This window comes from Actinophytocola sediminis (assembly GCF_054779715.1).
This window is the reverse complement of record NZ_BAAGXS010000078.1, coordinates 43338-62850: the sequence shown is the minus strand read 5'-3', so window position 1 is coordinate 62850 and position 19513 is coordinate 43338. Positions and strand designations below refer to the sequence as shown.

Here is a 19513-nt window from a genome sequence, read left to right as displayed (position 1 = left end):
GCGGTAGGCAGAGACCATGCGACGCCCCCGGATCGAGCCGGTCACCTGGCAGCCGCCCAAGACCGACCGGGCCGACCGGCCGGCGAAGGGCAGCCTGCCGCCGCTGGACATCCTCCCGGTCAACGGCCGAGGCCCGGAGGACGTGCTGATCGACCGGGGACACGTGTTCACCGGCGTCGAGGACGGCCGCATCCTGCGGCTCACCGCCGACGGCCGCCGGCTGGACACCATCGCCGACACCGGCGGCCGGCCGCTGGGCATCGAGCTGTACCCCGACGGGCGGCTGCTGGTCTGTGACGCCGCGCGCGGCCTGCTGCTGGTCGACCGTGGCAGCGGGGAGATCGAGGTGCTCGTCGCGCGCGGTCCTGACCTGCGGGTGTGCAACAACGCCGCGGTGGCCGGCGACGGCACGGTGTACTTCACCGACTCCACCACGCGCTTCGACCTCGAGCACTGGAAGGCCGACCTGCTCGAACACCGGGGCACCGGCCGGCTGCTGCGCCGCGATCCGGACGGCACGGTGACCACCGTGCTGGCCGGGCTGCACTTCGCCAACGGCGTCGCGCTCGCCGCCGACGAGTCCTCGGTGATCGTCGCGCAGACCGGGGCCTACCGGCTGGACAAGGTGCACCTCACCGGCGACCGGCAGGGCATGAGCGAGCCGTTCGTCGACGGGCTGCCCGCCTTCCCGGACAACATCGCCACCGGCTCGGACGGTCTGGTGTGGATCGCCATGGCCAGCCCCCGGGTGCTCGCCCTCGACCTGATCAGCCGGCGGCACCCGGTGCTGCGCAAGGCCATCTGGGCGCTGCCGGCGCCGTTGCAGGTCAAGGAGAAGCGGGTGGTCTGGGTGCGCGCGCTGGACGGCGTCACCGGTGCCACGGTGCACGACTTCCACGGCGTCCGGCCCGACTACCACATGGTCACCGGCGTGCGGGAGAGCGCGGGCACGGTGTACCTGGGCAGTCTCGACGAACGGGCCGTCGGCCGGTTCACCATCCCGGCGCCGGCCGACCAGGGACGCGATTAACCCCCGTTCACCGGTATACGGCGATGCGGTTTTGTTGCCGAACAGCAACCATGCCAGGCGTCCCCGGGTTTCTCGGACATCGAAACGCTGCCATGGCGGTATTTTCGTGCGTTCGCGCGGGTGAATACGGCCGTACGGGGGTTGACGTGAAAGCTTGTGCTGGTCCAGGCTTGTCCGCCATTAACCGATCAAGTCTGGCTTAGTGCCAACGGATTACGCGGCCGTGACCAGCCGATCCGAAATGGACTAGGCGGTCAAACTGGTGCGGTTCGGTAAGTCCGGATTGACAGGAGTATGGGATGAGTGCTGGAGCAAGGGTGCGCGGTGCGGCCTTCCTTGCCGTGGCGGCGGTGGTGCTGGCGGGATGCGGCGACAGCGGTGACAGTGGTGGGGACGGCGGCGGGCAGCAGGGCGGTGAGCCGGTCGCGCTGGAAGGTCGCGGCCCGATCACGTTCGCGACCGGCAAGGACACCTCACGCAACATGCAGGACCTCGTCGACGAGTGGAACGGCGCGCATCCCGACGAGAAGGTGACGATCACCGAACTGCCGGACTCCGCGGACGAACAGCGCAACCAGATGATCCAGAACGCCCAGGTGGAGTCCGAGGAGTTCACCGTGCTCAACCTGGACGTCATCTGGACCGCGGAGTTCGCGGCCAACCGCTGGGTCGTCGAGCTTCCGCGCGACGAGTTCGACCTGGAGAACTTCCTCGAGCCGGCGGTCGACACCGCGATCTACCGCGACAAGATGTACGCGATGCCGGTCTACTCCGACGGTGGCCTGCTCTACTACCGCAAGGACCTGCTCGACAAGGCCGGCCTGAAGGCTCCCGAGACCTGGGACGAGATGTTCGCCGCCTGCGAGGCGGTCAAGGCGCTGCCAGAGGCCAAGAGCATCGGCTGCTACGCGGGCCAGTTCGACAAGTACGAGGGCCTCACGGTGAACTTCTCCGAGGCCGTGCTGTCCGCCGGTGGTGACATCGTCGACGAGAGCGGCAAGCCGGCCGTCGACACCGCGGCGGCCAAGGATGGCCTGAACTTCCTGGTCGACGCCAAGAAGAACGGGCAGATCCCGGACGCCGCCATCACCTACCAGGAGGAGAACGGGCGCCGCGCGTTCCAGGACGGCCAGCTGCTCTTCCACCGGCAGTGGCCGTACCAGTGGGTGCTGGCCAACGCCACCGACGGTTCGTCCAAAGTGGCCGGCAAGTTCGACGTCGCGCCGTTGCCCGGCAAGGACGGCCCCGGCACGTCCAGCCTCGGCGGGCACAACTTCGCGATCTCGGCGTTCGCGCCGAACAAGGCGACCGCGTTGGACTTCATCAAGTTCTTCGCCAGCGAGGAAGCCCAGCGGTCCAACCTGCTCGCCACCTCCCAGGCACCGACGCGCTCCGCGCTCTACGACGACGCGGAACTGGTCAAGAAGTTCCCCTACCTGCCAAGCCTGCGGGCCTCCATCGACAACGCCGCGCCACGACCCCGGGTCGTGAAGTACGGCGCGGTCACCGCGGCCATCCAGGAGGCCGCCTACGGCGCGCTCACCGGTGAGAAGTCCACCGACGACGCACTCGCCGACCTGCAGGCAGAGCTGGCGGAGCTGACCAAGCAGTAGGCGTCGCACGGTGCCGGCCGGGCGGACCGCCCGGCCGGCACCGTCGACCCGTGTGAACGGGAGATCGTCGTGACCGTGCCCAACAACAACCCGCAGCGCCACGGCCGGCTTGCCGTGCTGCTGCTCTCGCCGACGTTCGTCGTGCTGGGGCTGGTGATCGCCTATCCGCTGGTTTCCGCGTTCCGGGAATCGTTGTACCGCAGGGAAGAAGGCCTTGACGAGAGCGGGTTCGTCGTCGAGGGCGATCGCTTCGTCGGTATCGACAACTTCACCGCGATCTTCTCCGGCGACGCGGCCGACCGGTTCTGGAACGCCTTCTACAACACCACGTTCTTCACCATCGTCGGCGTGACGATCGAGGTGCTGCTCGGCGTGGCGATGGCACTGGTGATGCACCACGCGCTGCGCGGGCGCGGGGTGGTGCGGGCCAGCATCCTCGTCCCGTGGGCGGTGCCGACCGCGATGTCCGCGCTGTTGTGGCAGTGGATCTTCCAGGCGGACGGCGTCGCGAACGAGATCCTCAACGCCGAGATCCTGTGGACCGCGGACGGGTTCGAGGCGAAGATCGCGGTGTTGCTCGCGGACACCTGGAAGACCGCGCCGTTCGTCGGCCTGTTGGTACTGGCCGGGTTGCAGATCATCCCCAACGACGTGTACGAAGCGGCCAGAGTGGACGGTGCGACCGGCTGGTTGCAGTTCTGGCGGATCACCCTGCCGTTGGTCAAGCCGGCGCTGCTGGTCGCGGTGTTGTTCCGGGTGATGGACGTGTTGCGGATCTTCGATCTGCCCTATGTCCTCATCGGACCGCGAAAGGCGTCGGTGGAGACGTTGTCCATGTTGGCCTTCGAGGAGGCGAGACAGATCCGCTTCGGGCCGGCCGCGACCTACGCGATCATCCTGTTCCTCTACGTCGCGATCGTCGCCTACGTCTTCGTGAAGCTGCTTGGCGCGGACCTGATCGGTGAGGCGAGAGTGCGCGAGCGAGAGCGCACCAAACGCGGCCCGGCCGCGCGTGAGCCAGAGGCGGTGTCGGTATGAGCGCGAAGGGCGGGATTCCGCGCGGCCGGCGCTGGTTGCTCCAGCTGGGCATCGTGCTCATCGTCGGCTACTGTCTCGTGCCGTTCTACTGGATGGTGGTGTCGGCCTTCCGCCGGCCGACCGACCAGGGCGACAACACGATCCTGCCGAGCCCGTGGTCGACGGCGAACTTCGAGGCGGTGTTCGGCGCCGGCACCGGGTTCGGCCGGTCGCTGGTGAACAGCGTGGTCGTGGCCGGGGCCACCACGATCCTCACGCTCATCATCGGCACGTTCGCGGCCTACACGTTGGCGCGGCTGAACTTCCGGTTCAAGAACCTCGTCGCCGGGATCATCATCGCCTGCTCGATGTTCCCCAGCATCTCGCTGGTGGTGCCGCTGCTCAAGCTGTTCACCGAGATCGGCTGGATCAACACCTACCAGGCGATGGTCGTGCCCAGCCTGTCGTTCGCGCTGCCGCTCGCGGTGTGGACGCTGGCCATGTTCTTCCGGCAGATGCCGAAGGAGCTGGAGGAGGCGGCCATGGTGGACGGTCTGACCAGAGGGCAGGCGTTCCGCCGGGTCATCATCCCGCTGGCCGCGCCGGGCATGTTCACCACCGCGATCATCACGTTCATCGCGGCGTGGAACGAGTTCATCCTCGCGCTGTCCATGGTGAACGACAAGGAGATGAAGACCGCGACGGTGGCGATCTCCCAGTTCACCGGCTTCTCCGAGTTCGACACGCCGTTCGGCACCAAGATGGCGGCCGGCGTGATCGTGACCGTGCCGTTGGTGGTCCTGGTCCTGGTCTTCCAGCGCCGGATCATCGCCGGGCTGACCGCCGGCGGCGTCAAGTGACGGTCGCCGGCGGCCAACGCGGTCAGGCCGGGCGGGGATGTGCCTCGAGATCGGCGCCGGTGTCGATGTCGGGGATCTCGACGTCCGGCACGGCCTCGATGCGGTGGCCGGCCTCGCCTGCGCACCGGATCAGCTGTCGTGCCGTGTCCGGCACGCTCATCGGCACGTCGGCCAGCTCGTCGAACGGCCTGCTGGCCGACAGGGCGGCGTAGCCGCCGTCCGGCGCCAGCAGCAGACCGAGGTCGCCTGCCGCGGCGATGTCCTGGCAGGCGACCAGGTTGGCCGCGGTCAGGCCGACGAGATCGGAGCCGACGACGGTGACCACCCGGTGGCCCCGGGCCAGCCCGGTGCGCAGCTCGTTGGCCTGCCGGGCGGCGAAGGTGTCGCCGACCTGCCGGTGAGCCGGCGGTGTTGGCCGCACCCGGGGGAGTGCGGCCAACAGTTCCTCCGGTGAGCCGTGGACCGCGAGCCGGACCGTGGCCGTGGTGTCCAGCGCGGCGCGGATCACCGAGATCAGGCACTCCGTGTAGACCCGCTCGGCGTCCAGGTCACCGATGTCGCGGCGCAGGCGGGTCTTGGCGTGCTTGGCCGTCGGTGGCTTGCACAGCACGACGACCAGGTCGCCAGCCGGTCGCGTGGTCACCGTCAGACCCGGGCCGCGTCCGTCGATGTTGGCTTCGCCAGCGTGGCCGGGTCCGTCGAGTGGATCTCCACCAGCGTGGCCGGCGTGACGTTCAGCTGCTCGACCAGGTTGCCCTGGTTCAGCCCGAACGACAGGTTTCCCCGGCTGTTCAGGTATGCCAGTCGCTGGCCATGGTCGACCTCCGAGAAGGTGTCGCGCAGCGGCCACCGGCCGCGGTCGCCGCCGATCGTGACCTCCAGCTCGACGTGGCCGTCGCCGTTGGTCGCGATCCGCAGGTCGTCCACGGCGGTCGCCGGGATGTTGGTCCACACGTTGCCGAACGCCTTGTCGATCCTGGTGACCTGACCGAGCAGGCCCGACTCGTGCGCGACCGCCCGCACCGCCGGCAGCCGCACCAGGTCCGCCGGCTCGACGCGCGCGCCCACCTCGTCGATGGGCCGTCCGTTGGCCAGATGCGCCGCGCACGCGACCACGACATCCCGGCCGTACCAGGTCGGCGTGGCCGGGTAGTTGATCACCTCGGGGTTCTCCACGCGATAGGCGTGGGTGGCCGGTGACGTCTCCAGCGCCCAGGTGAGCAGCCCGTTGTCGGGTGCCACCAGGATCTGGCCCTTGTCGTTGCGGACCGCGACGGTCGGGGTCGCCGAGCCGGTCTCCGGGTACACATAGGCGCAGATCACCGTGTCCGAGGGGAAGAAGTCGGGCACGTCGCCGAGCATGTGCGATCCCTCGACGACATCGAACGCTGGCACCTGGTGAGTGATGTCGATGATCTCGGCGCTGGGGCAGATCTGCAGAATCAATCCCTTGCACAGACTGGTGGCCTCGTCGTGAATTCCGACGTCGGAAAGAAAAGCGATGATGCTGCGCTGTGAATTCTCCATGGCTGCTCCGGTCGGTAGGAGATGTCGGGGAATCGCTGTCTCCAACGTACAAACGGAAAGCACCATGGACATCCGTCGTGGGTTGTCGGCCCGAGGTCCGCTCGGTGCCGGTGGGTGTTACCCGGGGTGGCGGGCTGTGGGGCCACAGTTGCGGTCACCATCTACCACGGGAGGTTTCGGGTTGCGGCTCGGTATTCCTAACGTCGACCTCACCGCGATCCGACCTAACCCGAGACGGGGACGATGCCTGTGCGATGTCACCTGGTGGTCCCCTCCGTCGTGCACGTGGAGGTGGGCCTTGGCGGGTTGAACCACTACCGGGGCACGGCCATGGCGCTGGCCACGCTGATGCCGACCACGGTGCACCAGCCGAAGCTGCCTCTCGCGCGGCGCACGGAGTGGAACTCGGCGAAGGTGCCGGTGCTGGCCTGGTCCACCGTCGACGACGTCGTCGACCACCTGCTGCGGCACACCTCGGCAGGCGACCTCATCGTCAAGTATGCCGGCGCGTTCGGTGTGCAGACCGACATCGCGCTCGACCGTGCCCTGCTGGAGTTGCGGCGGCGCACCGGGTGCGTGCTGGTGTACGCCGATCCGGACGCACCCCACCGGCTGCCGCTGTTCGGTCCGCGCAGCGACCTCCCGTTCGCCGCCGCCGACGGGGTCTGGTGCTTCCAGGGCGGCGAGCGCGCGGTGCGGGAGTACGCGCGGATGCTGGGCGACCGGGATGACCTCGTCCGGGTCGCGCCCTTCGGGGTGTCCGCGTTGCCGGCGCTGGCCGCGGTCGTCCCGCCGGCGCCGGATCGCCGGTTCGACCTGGTCACCACTATCGGCGCGGTGTCCAGCCGGGAGGACCGGCTGGTCGGGCTGCTGCGCCGGACGATCGCCGGCTGGCCGCGCGCGGCGCGGCCGCTGCGTGTCGGGCTGTGCGGCCCGGTGCCCGCCGACCTGGCCGGGGACCTGCGCTCGCTGGGCGCGGAGGTGACGGTGCGCCCGCCGGCCGATCCCCACGAACTCCTTGCCTGGTACGGACAGGGGCGCTACACCGTCAACCTGCTGCGCGCCGAGTGCCGGGGATATCCCGACGTGCCGGCCTGCCGGCTGTTCGAGGCGGTGGCCATGGGCTCGGTGCCGGTCACCGAGTACTTCGACGGCCTGGAGAGCTACTTCTCGCCGACCAGGCACCTGCATCTGCTGGACGAGCTGGCGGGACTGCCCATCGCGGTGAGCGACCCGGCGACCGACGCCGCGCGCACCCGGGTGGCCGACGCGGCGGCGAGCCGGCTGCACGCGGTCGCGCGGGCCAGCCGCGACGCGCTCACGGTCCTGGTCGAGACCACCGCCCCGGCCGGCGTCTCCCCGCCACCGCCGCGTGTCTTGCCGTGTGGGCAACGGATTCCCCTGGTCGGCTCCTGGCATCCGCGCGGTCTGGCCAGCCTGTCTGAGCTGCTCGGACCGGATGTGGCGCTTTCCCCGACGCGGGCGGAGGTCTCGTCGCTGGACACCGACGTGCTCGCGGTGACCGCTTCGCTGAAGAACCAGGTCGACGCCACCCTCAGGGAACAGGGAAATCGAGTGTCCACAATGTATGTCGACGTTACCGGGCTGCACGACTCCGGTGCGGTGCGCTGGGTGCCCGGCCGCGACGTCGCGATCCCGAACGACTCCGGATGGCCGTGGCTGTCCGGATCCTCCACTGCCGGCGCGAGGTGAGGAGAACGATGTCGGACACGGCTCTGGTACACGTGGTGCTGCTCAGGTTCGATTCGTCGGCCACGGCCGAACAGCGCGAGACCTTCCTGGCCGGACTCGACGAGGTGCTGCGGCGCGACGAGGGTTGTCTTGACTACCGGTTCGGGCTCGACGCCGGGGTCGCGGCCGACCACGACCACTACGACTTCGCCCTGACCGTCGCGTTCGCGGACCCGAAGGACTATCTCGCCTACGAGTCGTCGGCCACCCACGACGAGTTCGTCCGGCGCTGTGCCGCCCCCATCGTCGTCGGCCGGGCCACGGTGCAGCACTGGTGGGACCGGACCAGACCGTCTGTCCACAACGGACAGACCGGCGCACGTGCCGGCGGGACGGCGACTCGATGACCTCAACGCCACCGGCGGAAGGCGTCCGGAGCTCGACCACCCTGCGGCTCACCGTGCTCACCGTGTTGCTGGCACAGTTCCTCGGTGTCCTCGACGGGCTGATCGTCAGCGTTGCCCTGCCGTCGATGTCGCTGGAGCTGGGCATCGCGCCCGGCGACGTGCACTGGGTGCTCAACGCGTACTCGGTCGCGTTCGCCGGTCTGTTGCCGCTTGGCGGGAAGGCGGCGGACATCTTGGGCCGCCGGCGGACCTTCCTGGTGGGACAGGCGTTGCTGAGTCTCGGCTCGCTGCTCGGCGCGCTGGCGTCCAACGGGGTCGTGGTGCTGGTCGCCAGGGTCATGCAGGCGCTGGGCGCGGCGATCAGCACGCCGGCCGCGATCTCCATCCTCGCCGACAGCTTCCACGACGAGAAGGAACGCGCGCGGGCCTTCGGTCTGCTGCCGATCGGCGGCGGTGTCGGCTGGGTGAGCGCCGGCCTGTTCGGCGGCCTGCTGACCGCCTTCGTGGGGTGGCGCGGGGTGTTCCTGGTCAACCTGCCGGTGTCCGCCGCGGCGATCGTGTTGGCGCTGTTCTGCTTTCCCCGGTCGGGTCCCCGCTCGGCGGGCGACCGGATCGACTGGTCGGGTGCGGCGCTGCTCATTCTCGCGCTCGGCTGCGCCGTGTTCACCCTGGGCAGGGTCGAACAGGTCGGCGTCGCCTCGCTGGACACGCTGGTCGGCGTGGTGGTCGCCGCCGTGCTCGGCCTGCTGTTCGTCCTGCGTGCCAGGCGCGGCGCCAACCCGTTCCTGCGGTTGGAACTGCTGCGTCGCGGCGGGGTGCCGGGGGCGGCGGTTCTCGGCCTGGTGCTGCCGGTCGGCTTTGTCGCGACCCAGTTCCTCGGCAGCATCTACCTGCAGAACGTGCTCGGGCTGCGCGCCGATCTGGCCGGCTACGCCTTCCTGCCCCTCGCGGCGACCCCGCTGCTGGTGACCACGGCGGTCGGCCGGTTCTACCCCCGCTTCGGGGTTGCCCGGTCCGTCTCGTTCGGCTTCCTGCTCGCCGCGGTGGGCATGGCGCTGGCCGCGGTGGCGCCGACCCAGCTGGGCGTCGGCTGGCTGCTCATCGGGTTCGGCCTGATCGGCATCGGGCTCACCATCGTCTACGTGCCGCTCGCGGTCGCGTCCGTCTCCGGCATCGACAGCGCGGAGTACGGCGCCGCGTCCGCGATCTTCTCCACCGCCAACCAGGTCGGCGGGTCCATGGCACTGGCCGTGTTGTCCACAGTGGCCCTGGCCGCCAGCGACACCTCGGCGCCGGGCACCCGCTACGGCGCCAACGGCCTCGCCGCCGGTCTGGCCGCCGCGGCTGTGCTGGCCCTGTTCGCCTGTGTCGCGGCCATTCCGTTGCTGCGCAGGGTCGACCGCCTGTCGCAGACGTCCGAACCGAGCGATGCCGAGTGAAAGGAGATGGCACATGTCCGGCGCCGCACCACATCGGCTGCACCATGTCGGCCTGACCGTCACCGATCTGCCAACGGCCGTTGACTTCTACGCCGGTGTGCTGGGCGCTGAGGTCGTCGACCACATCGAGCCGCGCGACCACACCCAGGTACGCGAGCTGGTCGGCGTGCCGGACGCGGAGCTGGTCGGCCGGATGCTCGCGCTGGGCTCCGGTGCGCGCATCGAGTTGCTGTCCTATCGGTCGACGCACCGCAGAAAGCTGGATGTGCGGCCGTGTGACGCGCCGTCGGCGCATCTCGCGTTCGCGGTGCCCGATCTCGAGGTCGCCATGAAAGCCGTGTCGGCCCTCGGTGGCCGGCTGGTCGGCACGCCGGTCCGGTTCGACGCCGGCAGGTTCGTCTACTGCGCCGACGTCGACGGAAACATTCTCGAGCTGATCGAGGAAGTCACCCAGGAAGTCACCCAGGACGTCACCGAGAAAACAGTGGAAGGGGAATGACGATGCCACCTTTTCGTGCGGTTCTCGTTGGCTGTGGTCCACGCGGCGAAGGCCATGCCAACGCCTATGCGCTGGCCGACGACGTCGACCTGGTCGGCTGCTGTGATCTGGACGCCGCGCGGGCGGCGGATTTCGCGGAGCGGTTCGGCATCGCCACCTTCGGCGACAACCTGGACGAGGTGCTCGCGGCCTGCCGGCCCGACCTGGTCGACGTGTGCACGCCCGCGTCGGTGCGCCTGCCGGTGGTGACGGCCGCGTTGGCCGCCCAACCGTCGGCCCTGTTGGTGGAGAAGCCGTTGAGCTGGTTACCGGAGGAGGCACGCCAGCTGGCCGCCGCCGCCGAGGCCGCGGATGTGCGCCTGTTCGTCAACCACCAGTTGCGGTTCCTGCCACCGGTGGTCGAGCTGCGGGACCTCATCGCGAGTGGCGCCATCGGCGACGTGCGGTCGATCCGGGCGACCACCCAGTGGTCCCTGCTCGAACAGGGAACCCACCTGTTCGATCTGGTGAGCTTCCTGCTGGGCGACCGTGTCGAGTTCCACCGGGTCGTCGCGCAGGCGGTCGGCTGGGAGCCGAACGCCGCGCTGCCACCGGCGCCGTTCTACACCCAGGGCGTCGTGCTGGCCGACGGCGACCGGCGGGTGTACTTCGAGTGCGGCCCGCAGGCGCCGACCTGGCCCGGCCGCGACCAGCCGTGGCACCAGGCGGGCATCGAGCTGACCGGCTCGAACGGCCACGCGACCTGGAGCCTCAACCGGGGCTGGACGTGTGTGTCCGGCGATCGGCGGTGGGAGAACCTCTACCTGCACGACGACCTCGACGACCGCACCGAGGCACGGCTGCTCGACGACCTCGTGGCCGCCACCCGCACCGGCGCGGCGCACCAGGCCGACGTCGCGATCGCGCTGCGGTCCTTCGACGTGGTGATGGCCGCCGAACGCTCGGCGTTGCGCCGGCAGTGGGTGGAGCTGCCCGCGCGCTGTGTCGACGCGGACGTCCGGCAGTTGCGGGACCTGCTGGCCGTGGCCGGACCCGGCCAGGCGGACGGACTCCTCGAACGGGACGAGCACGCGCGGCGGTTGCGCAGGCTGTCCGATGTCGCCCCGAACCGGACTCTGTACGCGCTGTCCGTGCTCGGTGTCGCCAACCACCTGCTCGACGGGCCGAGGACCACGACCGAACTGGCCCGGCTGACCGGCGCGCACCAGGAGACGCTGTTTCGCCTGCTGCGCGCGGCGACCGCGTTGGACGTGCTGTCCGCCGAGGACGCGGACCGCTGGTCGCTGCGCCCCGCCGGCAGGCTGCTGTCCGACGCGGAGCCGGAGAACCTGCGGGCGCAGTTCAGCGACAACGACCTGTTCGTCTGCTGGAGCGGCTTCGCGGACACGCTGTACAACGGCGAGTCCAGCTATACCAAGGCATTCGGCCAGTCGTTCTTCGCCAGGCTCAGCGAGCACCCGGACGGCATGGACAACTTCCACACGCACATGTTCGAGCGCGCGCACGCCCTGTACAAGTCGCTGATCGACCTCGACGTGTGGCCGGCCACCGGGTCCTGTGTGGACGTCTGCGGCGGTACCGGCGGGTTGCTGGCGCAGCTGCTGGCCAACCGGCCGGGGTTGCGGGGCGTGCTGCACGATCTGCCCGAGGTGTTGGAGATCTCGCCGCTGCGCCGGCGCGCCGAGCTGGCCGACCGGGTGGTCTTCGTCGCGACCGACGTGTTCACCGAGGTGCCGGCCGGCCACGACGTCTACGTGGTCGCCTCGGTGCTGCACGACTGGGACGACCAGGCCGCCATCGAGATCCTGGGCACCTGCCGGCGCGCGATGTCGGCGGGGTCGCGGCTGTTCGTGATCGAGCGGGTGCTCGCGTGGCCGGGGGAGGACACCACGATCTTCAGCGACCTGTGGATGCTGGTGGTGGCCGGCGGCCGGGAGCGAACGGGCCAGGAGTGGCGCACGTTGTTGGCGGCGGCCGGTTTCGACCTGGTCGCCGTGCACGAGCCGGTGAACGCGGAGCTGGGTCTGCTGGAGTGCGTGGCCACCGAGGTGCACCAGTGAGGGTCGGCGTCCTCGGCGCGGTGGCGGCGGTGGCCGCGTTGGTCACCGCCTGCGCCGCCGCCGACGACGGGCCGGTGACGATCGATCTCTCCTTCGCCCCGGAGGCCAGCGTCGCCACCATCGTGGACGACTGCAACGCCAGGGCGGCCGGCCGCTACGAGATCGTGCACCACGCGATGTCGGGCGATGCCAACCAGCAACACGACGAGCTGGTGCGTGGCCTGGCCGCCCGCGCGGACGAGATGGACATCGTGGGCCTGGACGTGACCTGGGTGCCCGAGTTCGCCGAGGCCGGCTGGCTCGAGGAGTGGACCGGCGAGCACCTGGCGGCGGCCGAACGCGGTGTGCTGCCAGGGCCGTTGGAGACCACCAGTTGGCAGGGCAGGACCTACGCGGCCACCAAGAACGCCAACGTCCAGCTGCTCTGGTACGACCGGCGGGTGGTCACGTCCCCACCGGCCACCTGGGACGACCTGATGACGCAGGCGGAAGGCCTGCGGACGGCGGGCAAGCCGTACCGGGTGCTGTTCACCGGGGCCCAGTACGAGGGTCTGGTGGTCCTCTACAACACCCTGGTGGAGTCGGCGGGCGGGCACATCCTGGCCGAGGACGGCGGTTCGGTGGCGGTGGACGCCGGCGCGGTCGAGGCGCTGGCCGTGCTCAGGGAGATCACGGCTCGGGGGCTCACCGATCCGCGCGTGGCCGACCACAAGGAGGAAGAGGTCCGCCAGGGCTTCCAGGACGGCCAGGCCGCGTTCCAGCTCAACTGGCCCTACGTCTACGCCATGATGGCCAAGGAGCGGCCAGCCGACCTGCGCCACCTCGGCTGGGCCCGCTACCCGGCGGTGCGTCCCGGCCAGCCGAGCCGGACCACGATCGGCGGCTACAACGTGGCCGTCGGCACCCATTCGGCGAACAAGCCCGAGGCGTTCGAGGCGGCGCTGTGCCTGCGCGACGAGGCGAACCAGAAGTTCGCCGCACTGCGCGACGGGCTCCCACCGACCATCGAGTCGATCTACGCCGACGACACCCCGCTGCGTGCCGACCAGCCGCCGGACCCCGAGGACAACCCGACGATGAGCAGCGCGTACCCGATGCGCGACGCGATTCTGGATGCCCTGCGGGACGCGGCCGTGCGGCCGCAGACGCCCAGGTACCAACAACTGTCGACGATCATCGCCGAGCAGCTGTGGCCACCGGCGACGATCGATCCCGCCGTCACCGCCGAGCGGCTCCGCGACGAGCTCGCGGCGATCGCCTGAGGTTGAGGGCAACTCCCCTATGGAATTCTGGATTCGGGTCGCGCATGTCGGGGTGACGTTCGCGTTGGTGTTGGTGATCGCCCTGCTCGGCCGGTGGGTGGCGCGGGTGCTGCGGCAGCCGGAGGTGATCGGGGAGATCGCGCTGGGCCTGCTGATCGGGCCGGTGCTGGTCGCCGTGGTCGGCGCCGATGCCTTCGGCCGGCTGGTGCCCGGCGATGTGCTCGCGGTGCTGAAGTTCCTTGCCCAGATCGGGTTGGTGCTGTTCCTGGTCGGCCTGACCCATCGGATGCGGCGCGCCCCAGCCGGTTCGGCGCGCGGCGCGGTCGGCTGGGTGACCTTCGGCGGGTCGGTGCCCAGCTTCCTGCTTGGCGCGCTGTTCGGGGTCTGGGTGCTGCTCACCCAGGATGGTGGGGTGCGGGGCAGCGCGCCGGCGCCGGCTTTTCTGGTGTTCGTCGCCGTCGCGCTCGCGGTCTCGGCGGTTCCGGTGCTGGCCAGGATTCTGGCCGACCGGAAGATGGTCGACTCGCCTGTCGGCTGGTTGGCGCTCGCGTCGGCCGGCATCATCGACACCGCGGGCTGGCTGTTGCTGACGGTGGCGGTCGGGCTGAGCACCGGCAGCCTTGCCGGGCTGGTCCGCACGTTGCTGGTGCTCGCCGGAACTGTCGTGGTGGCGCTGGTCATTCGCCGGGTGCTGCGGCTGCCGGCCGCCGCACGGTCGTGCGCGCGCTGGCCGAGGTGGTCGGCGACGGTGCTCGGCGCGGTCGCGCTGGCCGGGGCGTTCGGCGTGGAACACCTCGGCCTCAGCGTCATTTTCGGGGCCCTGCTGGTGGGTCTGGCGATCCCGGCGGAGGAGGACACGCGGTGGGGCGAGGTGGTCGCCACCGTCAGTCGTGCCGGCCGGACGCTCGTGCCCGCGTTCTTCGTGGTCACCGGAATCACTGTGCTCACCAAGGCGTTCACTGCTGTTCCGTGGACCGTGGTGCTGCTGGTCACCGTGCTCGGCATGCTGGGCAAAGTCGGCGGTGGCTACCTCGGCGCGCGGCTCGCGGGCGAGTCGAGGCCGGTCGCCACGCGCGTCGGCGTCCTGCTCAACACCCGGGGCCTGACCGAACTGATCGTGCTCGAGATCGGCTACCACGCCCACATTCTCAGTGGTCCGCTCTATCTGGCGTTCGTCGTGATGGCGCTGTCGACGACCGCGCTCACCGGCCCATTGTTGACGTTGCTGGATCGGCTGTCGGCGGCGCGGCCGATGGTCCAGGTCGCCCCGTAGTTCGTCGACCTGACAATTCTGAATTCTGGCGGTGGCAGTAACCCTGTCCGCCCTCCTGTTCCGGCCAGGCGGTCCAGTAGGCCGGTTGGGTACAGTCTGATGTCAGGGCAACAAAACTATGATCGAGCTGAGGTGTGCGCACGTGAAAGACGAAGTCCGGGCGAAAATCTTCACCCGATCAGACCAGTGCTCGACTACTCAGCGTGTCCGATCTTGATCGAAAATCCCGGTAATGACTTGACCTAAACCTGGGAGATCCGTAGTATCTATGAACATTGTTGTAACAACAAAAAATCGCGCAGTTCAAACCTGCCGAACCGGGGGAAGAATGCGGATCTTGGTACATTGTACCTTGCCACTTATTGCCGCAGCATTCGCCAGTCTGCTTCAGTCGACGCTGGGAAGGATCGACGTCCTCATTCAGTCAGACGAGGAACTGCTGCCGCAAAGCTACATTGAATACAATCCACGGTTGGTCGTCATTTTGACACCGAATGCGTTGCCGGTGAAAACCGAGAAGATGTTGGACGCGGTAGTAGCCGACAAGAAACATGTCGGCCTGGTGATCGTGGCCGCTGGATTCGAGCGGGGACTACCCGAGTTCATCGGCCGGCCGTCGACCGCGACCCTGCTTTTCGACGACGCGGTGGACGATCTGCACTACGCGATCCGCAAAGTCATCACCGGCGAACCGGTGATCACCTCCCGGCTGGTGGCGCCGGTGATCACGAACGCGACCGCCGCGGTGTCGAGGGCGAAAGCCGCGATCGACCGCCTGGCGCCCCGGGAGCGTGAGGTACTCCGGCTGATCGGCACCGGCCGGACCAACCAGGAGATCGCCCGCGAGCTGTCCCTCGGGACGACCACGGTCAAGTCCTATGTGTCCCGACTGCTCGCCAAGCTGCACTTACGGGACCGGGTCGAGTGTGCGTTACTCGCACGACAGGTCGAACTGCTGAACACCCGCCCCGTCGCCAGTCTTGATCATTCCCGTGGGTGACGTGGCCGCCTGAATCGGTTCGGATGTTGGTCGGGCGGTTCGGGCCCGATCACCACAGGCACGTCAACACTTTCTCCGGTGTCCCGGCACCATCCGGTTGGTTATCGTGTGCTCACCTTGTAGCGCCGGACCAACGCCGGCCTCACCGTGGAGGTGTCGAGTACGTTGCGTGGGAGCAAAGTCGTCTTAGCCTTGGCCGTGTTGGCCACCACCTCGACCGTCCTCGGCGCTCCGGCCGCGACTGCCGCACCGTCTGTTTCGGACTCGATCGGCGGTGGCGCCGGCGGAAAGCTGGCTGAACTCACCGAAACCACGCGGCTTGGCGACCGGCGCGCACTGGCCACCGGCGAACGGGCGATCGCCATGGGCGACGCCAACGGGCTCTACCCGGCCAGCGGCTGGCACATCCGCGGCGAGCTGGGCGGCGTCTGGTCCCCGCCGGTGAAGCTGCTCGACGGCATCTGGTTCGCCGTCGACGGCGCGTGGCTTGGCGCCGACCGGCCGGCCGCCGGCTACACCACCGGCTGGGGCTACCACCGCTTCGACTACGGCGACGTCGACGGCCTGCGGGTCGACCGCCTGGACTTCGTCCCCGACGGCCTGCGGGCCAACGTCATCGGCCTGACCTTCCACAGTGATGCCCGGCGCACGGTGAACCTGGCGCTGGACGCGCATTCCGAGCTGATGCCGGCCTATCCCTGGGGCTGGACCACGCCGGGCGCGGCCGAGGTCAACCTGCCGGACACCGGCTCCTACGACGCCGGCACGCTCGCCTTCCGCGAACAGGGCACCTCACCGGGCACCGGCGCGCACGACTACGCGGCGTTCGTCGGCTCGTCGGCGTCCCCGGTCGGCCACGCGCTCGGCCCCGACCACCGAGGCCCGCAGGACCCGGCCGTGGTCTGCCCGGCCGATGGCGACGCCCCGCCGCGCTGCGACGACTCCGCGTTCGGCAAGGGCACCGGCGGCCGGCTCGACTACGAGATCCCGTTGCGGCCAGGGAAGTCCACCACCGTGTGGTTCACCGTCGCCGGCTCGGACGCCGGCCAGTCGGCAGCACGCGCCGAGTACACGAAGGCGTCGGCGAACCCGGCCGCCGCTCTCAGGTCCACAGTGGAGAGCCGAAAGGCGGTGGCGGCCAACACGGTGGTGGAGCTGCCGGGCGACGAGCTGCTGGCGCGCAGCGTGGAGTGGAGCAAGCAGAACCTCGCCGCCTCGGTGCAGCAGGCGAGGGACCTGCGGCTGCGCAACACCGACGAGGGCACGGTGTTCCCGCCTGCGGCCGGCACGCTGGCGCGGGCGAGCTGGTACGGCGCCGGGTTCCCGGACTACCCGTGGCTGTTCGGCACCGACGGCGAGTACACCGCGTTCGCCGCGGTGGCCGCCGGCCAGTTCGAGCCGATCAAGGCACACCTGCGCGCGTTGCGGGACGTCTCCGAGGTGATCAACGACGGTAGCGGCAAGCTGGTGCACGAGATCGTGTCCACAGGGGACGTCTACTTCGGAGCCAACGCCGACGCCGGCAACACCGACGAGACGGTGAAGTTCCCGAGCGCGGTCGCGCTGGTGTGGCGCTGGAGCGGCGACGACCGCTTCCGCGACGACCTCTACGACTTCGCGGTCCGCAACCTGCGCTATGTGGACGAGCACCTCGACGCCGACGGCGACGGTTGGCTGGAGGGCCTCGGCAACGTCGAGCGTCCCGGCATGGGCGAGGAGAAGCTGGACAGCACCGCCTACTTCGTCCGCGGCCTGCTCGATCTCGCCGACCTGGCGGCGAGCAAGGGCGACCACGCCACCGAGGCCTGGGCCAGCGCACGCGCCGCCGGCATCCGGGAACGGTTCGAGACCACCTGGTGGGCCGGCGGTGACGCGAACGCCTACGCCGAGTCGATCGACGACCCGACCGATCCGGCCAACGACAACCGCCCGGTGTTCCAGCGCCACTGGACCGGTGTGTCGCCGATGGAGATCGAACTGCCAGACGGCATCCCGCTGGCCGGCCGGGACAACGGCACGACCGCGTTGACCCAGCGGGAAAAGCCCTGCTACACCGGCGAGTTCGGCCTCTACCACACCGGCTCCGGCCCGACCTCCGCGCCGGCGGGCAACCCCGGCCCGGCGTGCGACACCGTGGTGTCCACCGTGCCAAGCGAACGGTCGACCTACTCGCTGAACACCGCGGTGATGGCGGTGGCCGAGGGCAACTTCGGCCGGCTCGGTCCACAACGGACCTACACCACCGGCAACGCCCGCATCCAGCTCGACCCGGCGGTGTGGGAGACCCCGGGGTCGATGCCCGAGGTCGCGCCGTCACCGGACTTCGTGGCCAACATCGACCGCCCGTTCCACGACCGCTCGATGTCGTTGCAGGCGTGGGGCGCCTACGGCGTGCTGTGGCCGGTGGTGCACCAGCATCTCGGCGTGGCCCCGGATCTCGGCAACGGCCGGCTGTCGGTGGTCCCGCAACTCGCCGAGGACCGGAACCGCATAGCCGGCAGGAACATCCGCGTCGGCACCGGCTCGGTCGACGTGACCGTGACCCGCGACGGCGACCGCCTGCGCGTGTCCACCGACGTGCACCGGGTGCGCGCCGACCTGACCGTGGGAGCCGTGCTCCCACAGGGAAAGCGCCCTACGGCGGTCACCTTCGACGGCCGCCCGGTAACCTTCGAGCTGATCGAGACCACCCGGGGCACGGAGGTCAGCACCGCTGTCCGACACGACGGCACACTGGAAGTGAGGTTCCGTTGACGGCCAGACGGCTGCTCGTCGCACTGGTCGCCGGCGCGGTCCTCGCCGGCTGCGCCGAGTCGTCCCGGCCGGGGCCCGGCCAGAGCCCCGACGTGGACACGCTGACGGTCACCGGATCCGAGCCGGTGGAGATTCCCGGCTCGGCCAGCCTCTCGCCGACGGGCGAACGCCTACTGCTGACCTCCACGGCCCCGTGCGTGCGCCGGCTGGACGGCTCCGACGAGGTGTGTGTGGACACCGATCGGGTCGCCCCCGACGCGGCCAACGCCGCGTGGTCGCCCGACGGCACACAACTGGCGTTCACCGACGACTTCTGGCGGCTGGCGAACGAGCCGGACCTGTGGGTGTTCGACGTGACCACCGGCGTGCTGCGCAACCTCACCGACGACGGCGAGGACAAGATCGTCCTGTCCGGACCGAACGAGAACGCCGACATCGACCTGCTGCCGTCCTGGTCGGCCGATGCCGAGACGATCCGGTTCGTCCGTGGCAGGGCGAAGGCGGAGTCGGTCGAGTTGATGTCGGTGCCGGCCGGCGGCGGCGAGCCGTCGACGATCCGGACGGTCGACTGCGCCACGACGGACGTCGCGGCGCTGGCGTGGTCGGACTCCCGGGTGGCCTGGTCCTGCGGCCTCGAGGGCGCGGAGGTGTTCCTCGCCGACCACGCCGACGGCACGCCGGAGCGGGTGCTGCCCGGCGACGGGGCCGAGGACCGGATGCTGCTGTCGTTCTCCCCGGACGGGCAGTGGCTGCTGGTGGACTCGCTTCGCCAGTACGGCCAGTACACCGCCCTCGAGGGCGGGCAGGCGGTGATCGTGCCGGCCGATGGCGGCGACCCGGTGCCGGTGGCCGACCAGGCCGGCTTCCCGACCTGGTCGCCGGAAGGACACGCGCTGGCCTACGTCGCGCTGCCGGACCGGCTGATGATCGCGGCCGAACCGGGCGCGGAACCACGCGAACTGCGCACGGCCGAGAAGACCTTCGGCGCCGCCGACGGCCGGCGGCTGGCCTGGACGCATGACCACCTGCTCGTCCAGGCCGACCAGGAGCCGGCACTGCTCACACTCGCCACCGAGTGAG

The 19513-nt window shown here is 69.8% G+C and carries 16 protein-coding genes; 14 read left to right on the top strand and 2 right to left on the bottom strand.

All coding sequences use genetic code 11. From position 1 onward, the window contains the following. The first annotated feature begins 16 nt into the window (after positions 1-16). From ACYVIP_RS36555 to ACYVIP_RS36540, 4 genes are all read left to right on the top strand, one after another. A complete protein-coding gene (locus ACYVIP_RS36555; protein WP_460404900.1) occupies positions 17-1030 on the top strand; it encodes an SMP-30/gluconolactonase/LRE family protein in 1014 nt (337 codons plus the stop codon). A 299-nt stretch (positions 1031-1329) separates the two neighbouring features. Continuing rightward, positions 1330-2643, top strand: a complete 1314-nt coding sequence (locus ACYVIP_RS36550; protein WP_460404898.1) for an ABC transporter substrate-binding protein — start codon at positions 1330-1332, stop codon at positions 2641-2643. Positions 2644-2712: 69 nt separating this feature from the next. Beyond that, the gene (locus ACYVIP_RS36545; RefSeq protein WP_460404896.1) at positions 2713-3681 is read left to right on the top strand and encodes a carbohydrate ABC transporter permease; all 969 of its coding nucleotides are present in this window, start codon (positions 2713-2715) and stop codon (positions 3679-3681) included. Beyond that, complete coding sequence (locus ACYVIP_RS36540) at positions 3678-4520, top strand: carbohydrate ABC transporter permease (RefSeq protein WP_460404894.1); 843 nt, start codon at positions 3678-3680, stop codon at positions 4518-4520. The genes ACYVIP_RS36545 and ACYVIP_RS36540 overlap by 4 nt, the downstream gene beginning before the upstream one ends. A gap of 22 nt (positions 4521-4542) precedes the next feature. Here the strand turns inward: ACYVIP_RS36540 and ACYVIP_RS36535 are convergent, their stop codons facing one another. Together ACYVIP_RS36535 and ACYVIP_RS36530 are read right to left on the bottom strand one after the other, a co-directional pair. Next, a complete protein-coding gene (locus ACYVIP_RS36535) occupies positions 4543-5163 on the bottom strand; it encodes a TIGR04282 family arsenosugar biosynthesis glycosyltransferase (protein ID WP_460404892.1) in 621 nt (206 codons plus the stop codon). A gap of 2 nt (positions 5164-5165) precedes the next feature. Then, the gene (locus tag ACYVIP_RS36530) at positions 5166-5966 is read right to left on the bottom strand and encodes an SAM hydrolase/SAM-dependent halogenase family protein (protein WP_460404984.1); all 801 of its coding nucleotides are present in this window, start codon (positions 5964-5966) and stop codon (positions 5166-5168) included. Between the two features lie 345 nt (positions 5967-6311). Here ACYVIP_RS36530 and ACYVIP_RS36525 point away from each other — a divergent pair, with 345 nt between their 5' ends. From ACYVIP_RS36525 to ACYVIP_RS36480, 10 genes are all read left to right on the top strand, one after another. After that, positions 6312-7760 carry a glycosyltransferase family protein gene (locus ACYVIP_RS36525; protein WP_460404890.1) on the top strand — a complete coding sequence of 483 codons (1449 nt, stop codon included), beginning with the start codon at positions 6312-6314 and terminating at the stop codon, positions 7758-7760. An 8-nt stretch (positions 7761-7768) separates the two neighbouring features. Further along, positions 7769-8146 (top strand): Dabb family protein, encoded by a 378-nt coding sequence (locus ACYVIP_RS36520; protein ID WP_460404888.1) that lies wholly within the window; start codon positions 7769-7771, stop codon positions 8144-8146. Beyond that, positions 8143-9585: an MFS transporter gene (locus ACYVIP_RS36515; protein WP_460404886.1), complete on the top strand. Its 1443-nt coding sequence runs from the start codon at positions 8143-8145 to the stop codon at positions 9583-9585. The genes ACYVIP_RS36520 and ACYVIP_RS36515 overlap by 4 nt, the downstream gene beginning before the upstream one ends. A 13-nt stretch (positions 9586-9598) precedes the next feature. After that, entirely contained in the window at positions 9599-10084 is a 486-nt protein-coding gene (locus tag ACYVIP_RS36510; protein WP_460404884.1) for a VOC family protein, read from the top strand. A 2-nt stretch (positions 10085-10086) separates the two neighbouring features. Next, the gene (locus ACYVIP_RS36505; RefSeq protein ID WP_460404882.1) at positions 10087-12144 is read left to right on the top strand and encodes a methyltransferase; all 2058 of its coding nucleotides are present in this window, start codon (positions 10087-10089) and stop codon (positions 12142-12144) included. Then, positions 12141-13406 carry an extracellular solute-binding protein gene (locus ACYVIP_RS36500; RefSeq protein ID WP_460404880.1) on the top strand — a complete coding sequence of 422 codons (1266 nt, stop codon included), beginning with the start codon at positions 12141-12143 and terminating at the stop codon, positions 13404-13406. Before ACYVIP_RS36505 ends, ACYVIP_RS36500 begins: the two co-directional genes overlap by 4 nt. A gap of 19 nt (positions 13407-13425) precedes the next feature. Next, complete coding sequence (locus ACYVIP_RS36495) at positions 13426-14679, top strand: cation:proton antiporter (RefSeq protein ID WP_460404878.1); 1254 nt, start codon at positions 13426-13428, stop codon at positions 14677-14679. A 505-nt stretch (positions 14680-15184) separates the two neighbouring features. Next, positions 15185-15679 (top strand): response regulator transcription factor, encoded by a 495-nt coding sequence (locus tag ACYVIP_RS36490; RefSeq protein ID WP_460404876.1) that lies wholly within the window; start codon positions 15185-15187, stop codon positions 15677-15679. Between the two features lie 201 nt (positions 15680-15880). Beyond that, positions 15881-18433 (top strand): glucosidase family protein, encoded by a 2553-nt coding sequence (locus tag ACYVIP_RS36485; RefSeq protein WP_460404874.1) that lies wholly within the window; start codon positions 15881-15883, stop codon positions 18431-18433. Beyond that, positions 18430-19512, top strand: coding sequence for a hypothetical protein (locus tag ACYVIP_RS36480; protein ID WP_460404872.1), 1083 nt, complete (start codon positions 18430-18432; stop codon positions 19510-19512). Before ACYVIP_RS36485 ends, ACYVIP_RS36480 begins: the two co-directional genes overlap by 4 nt. Position 19513: the final 1 nt, after the last annotated feature.

What these genes read in the sequence shown, in the direction of transcription:
- ACYVIP_RS36520 (WP_460404888.1), top strand. Translation starts at nt 7,769, where the DNA reads ATGTCGGACACGGCTCTGGTACACGTGGTGCTGCTCAGGTTCGATTCG.
- ACYVIP_RS36540 (WP_460404894.1), top strand. Translation starts at nt 3,678, where the DNA reads ATGAGCGCGAAGGGCGGGATTCCGCGCGGCCGGCGCTGGTTGCTCCAG.
- ACYVIP_RS36495 (WP_460404878.1), top strand. Translation starts at nt 13,426, where the DNA reads ATGGAATTCTGGATTCGGGTCGCGCATGTCGGGGTGACGTTCGCGTTG.
- ACYVIP_RS36505 (WP_460404882.1), top strand. Translation starts at nt 10,087, where the DNA reads ATGCCACCTTTTCGTGCGGTTCTCGTTGGCTGTGGTCCACGCGGCGAA.
- ACYVIP_RS36555 (WP_460404900.1), top strand. Translation starts at nt 17, where the DNA reads ATGCGACGCCCCCGGATCGAGCCGGTCACCTGGCAGCCGCCCAAGACC.
- ACYVIP_RS36550 (WP_460404898.1), top strand. Translation starts at nt 1,330, where the DNA reads ATGAGTGCTGGAGCAAGGGTGCGCGGTGCGGCCTTCCTTGCCGTGGCG.
- ACYVIP_RS36515 (WP_460404886.1), top strand. Translation starts at nt 8,143, where the DNA reads ATGACCTCAACGCCACCGGCGGAAGGCGTCCGGAGCTCGACCACCCTG.
- ACYVIP_RS36510 (WP_460404884.1), top strand. Translation starts at nt 9,599, where the DNA reads ATGTCCGGCGCCGCACCACATCGGCTGCACCATGTCGGCCTGACCGTC.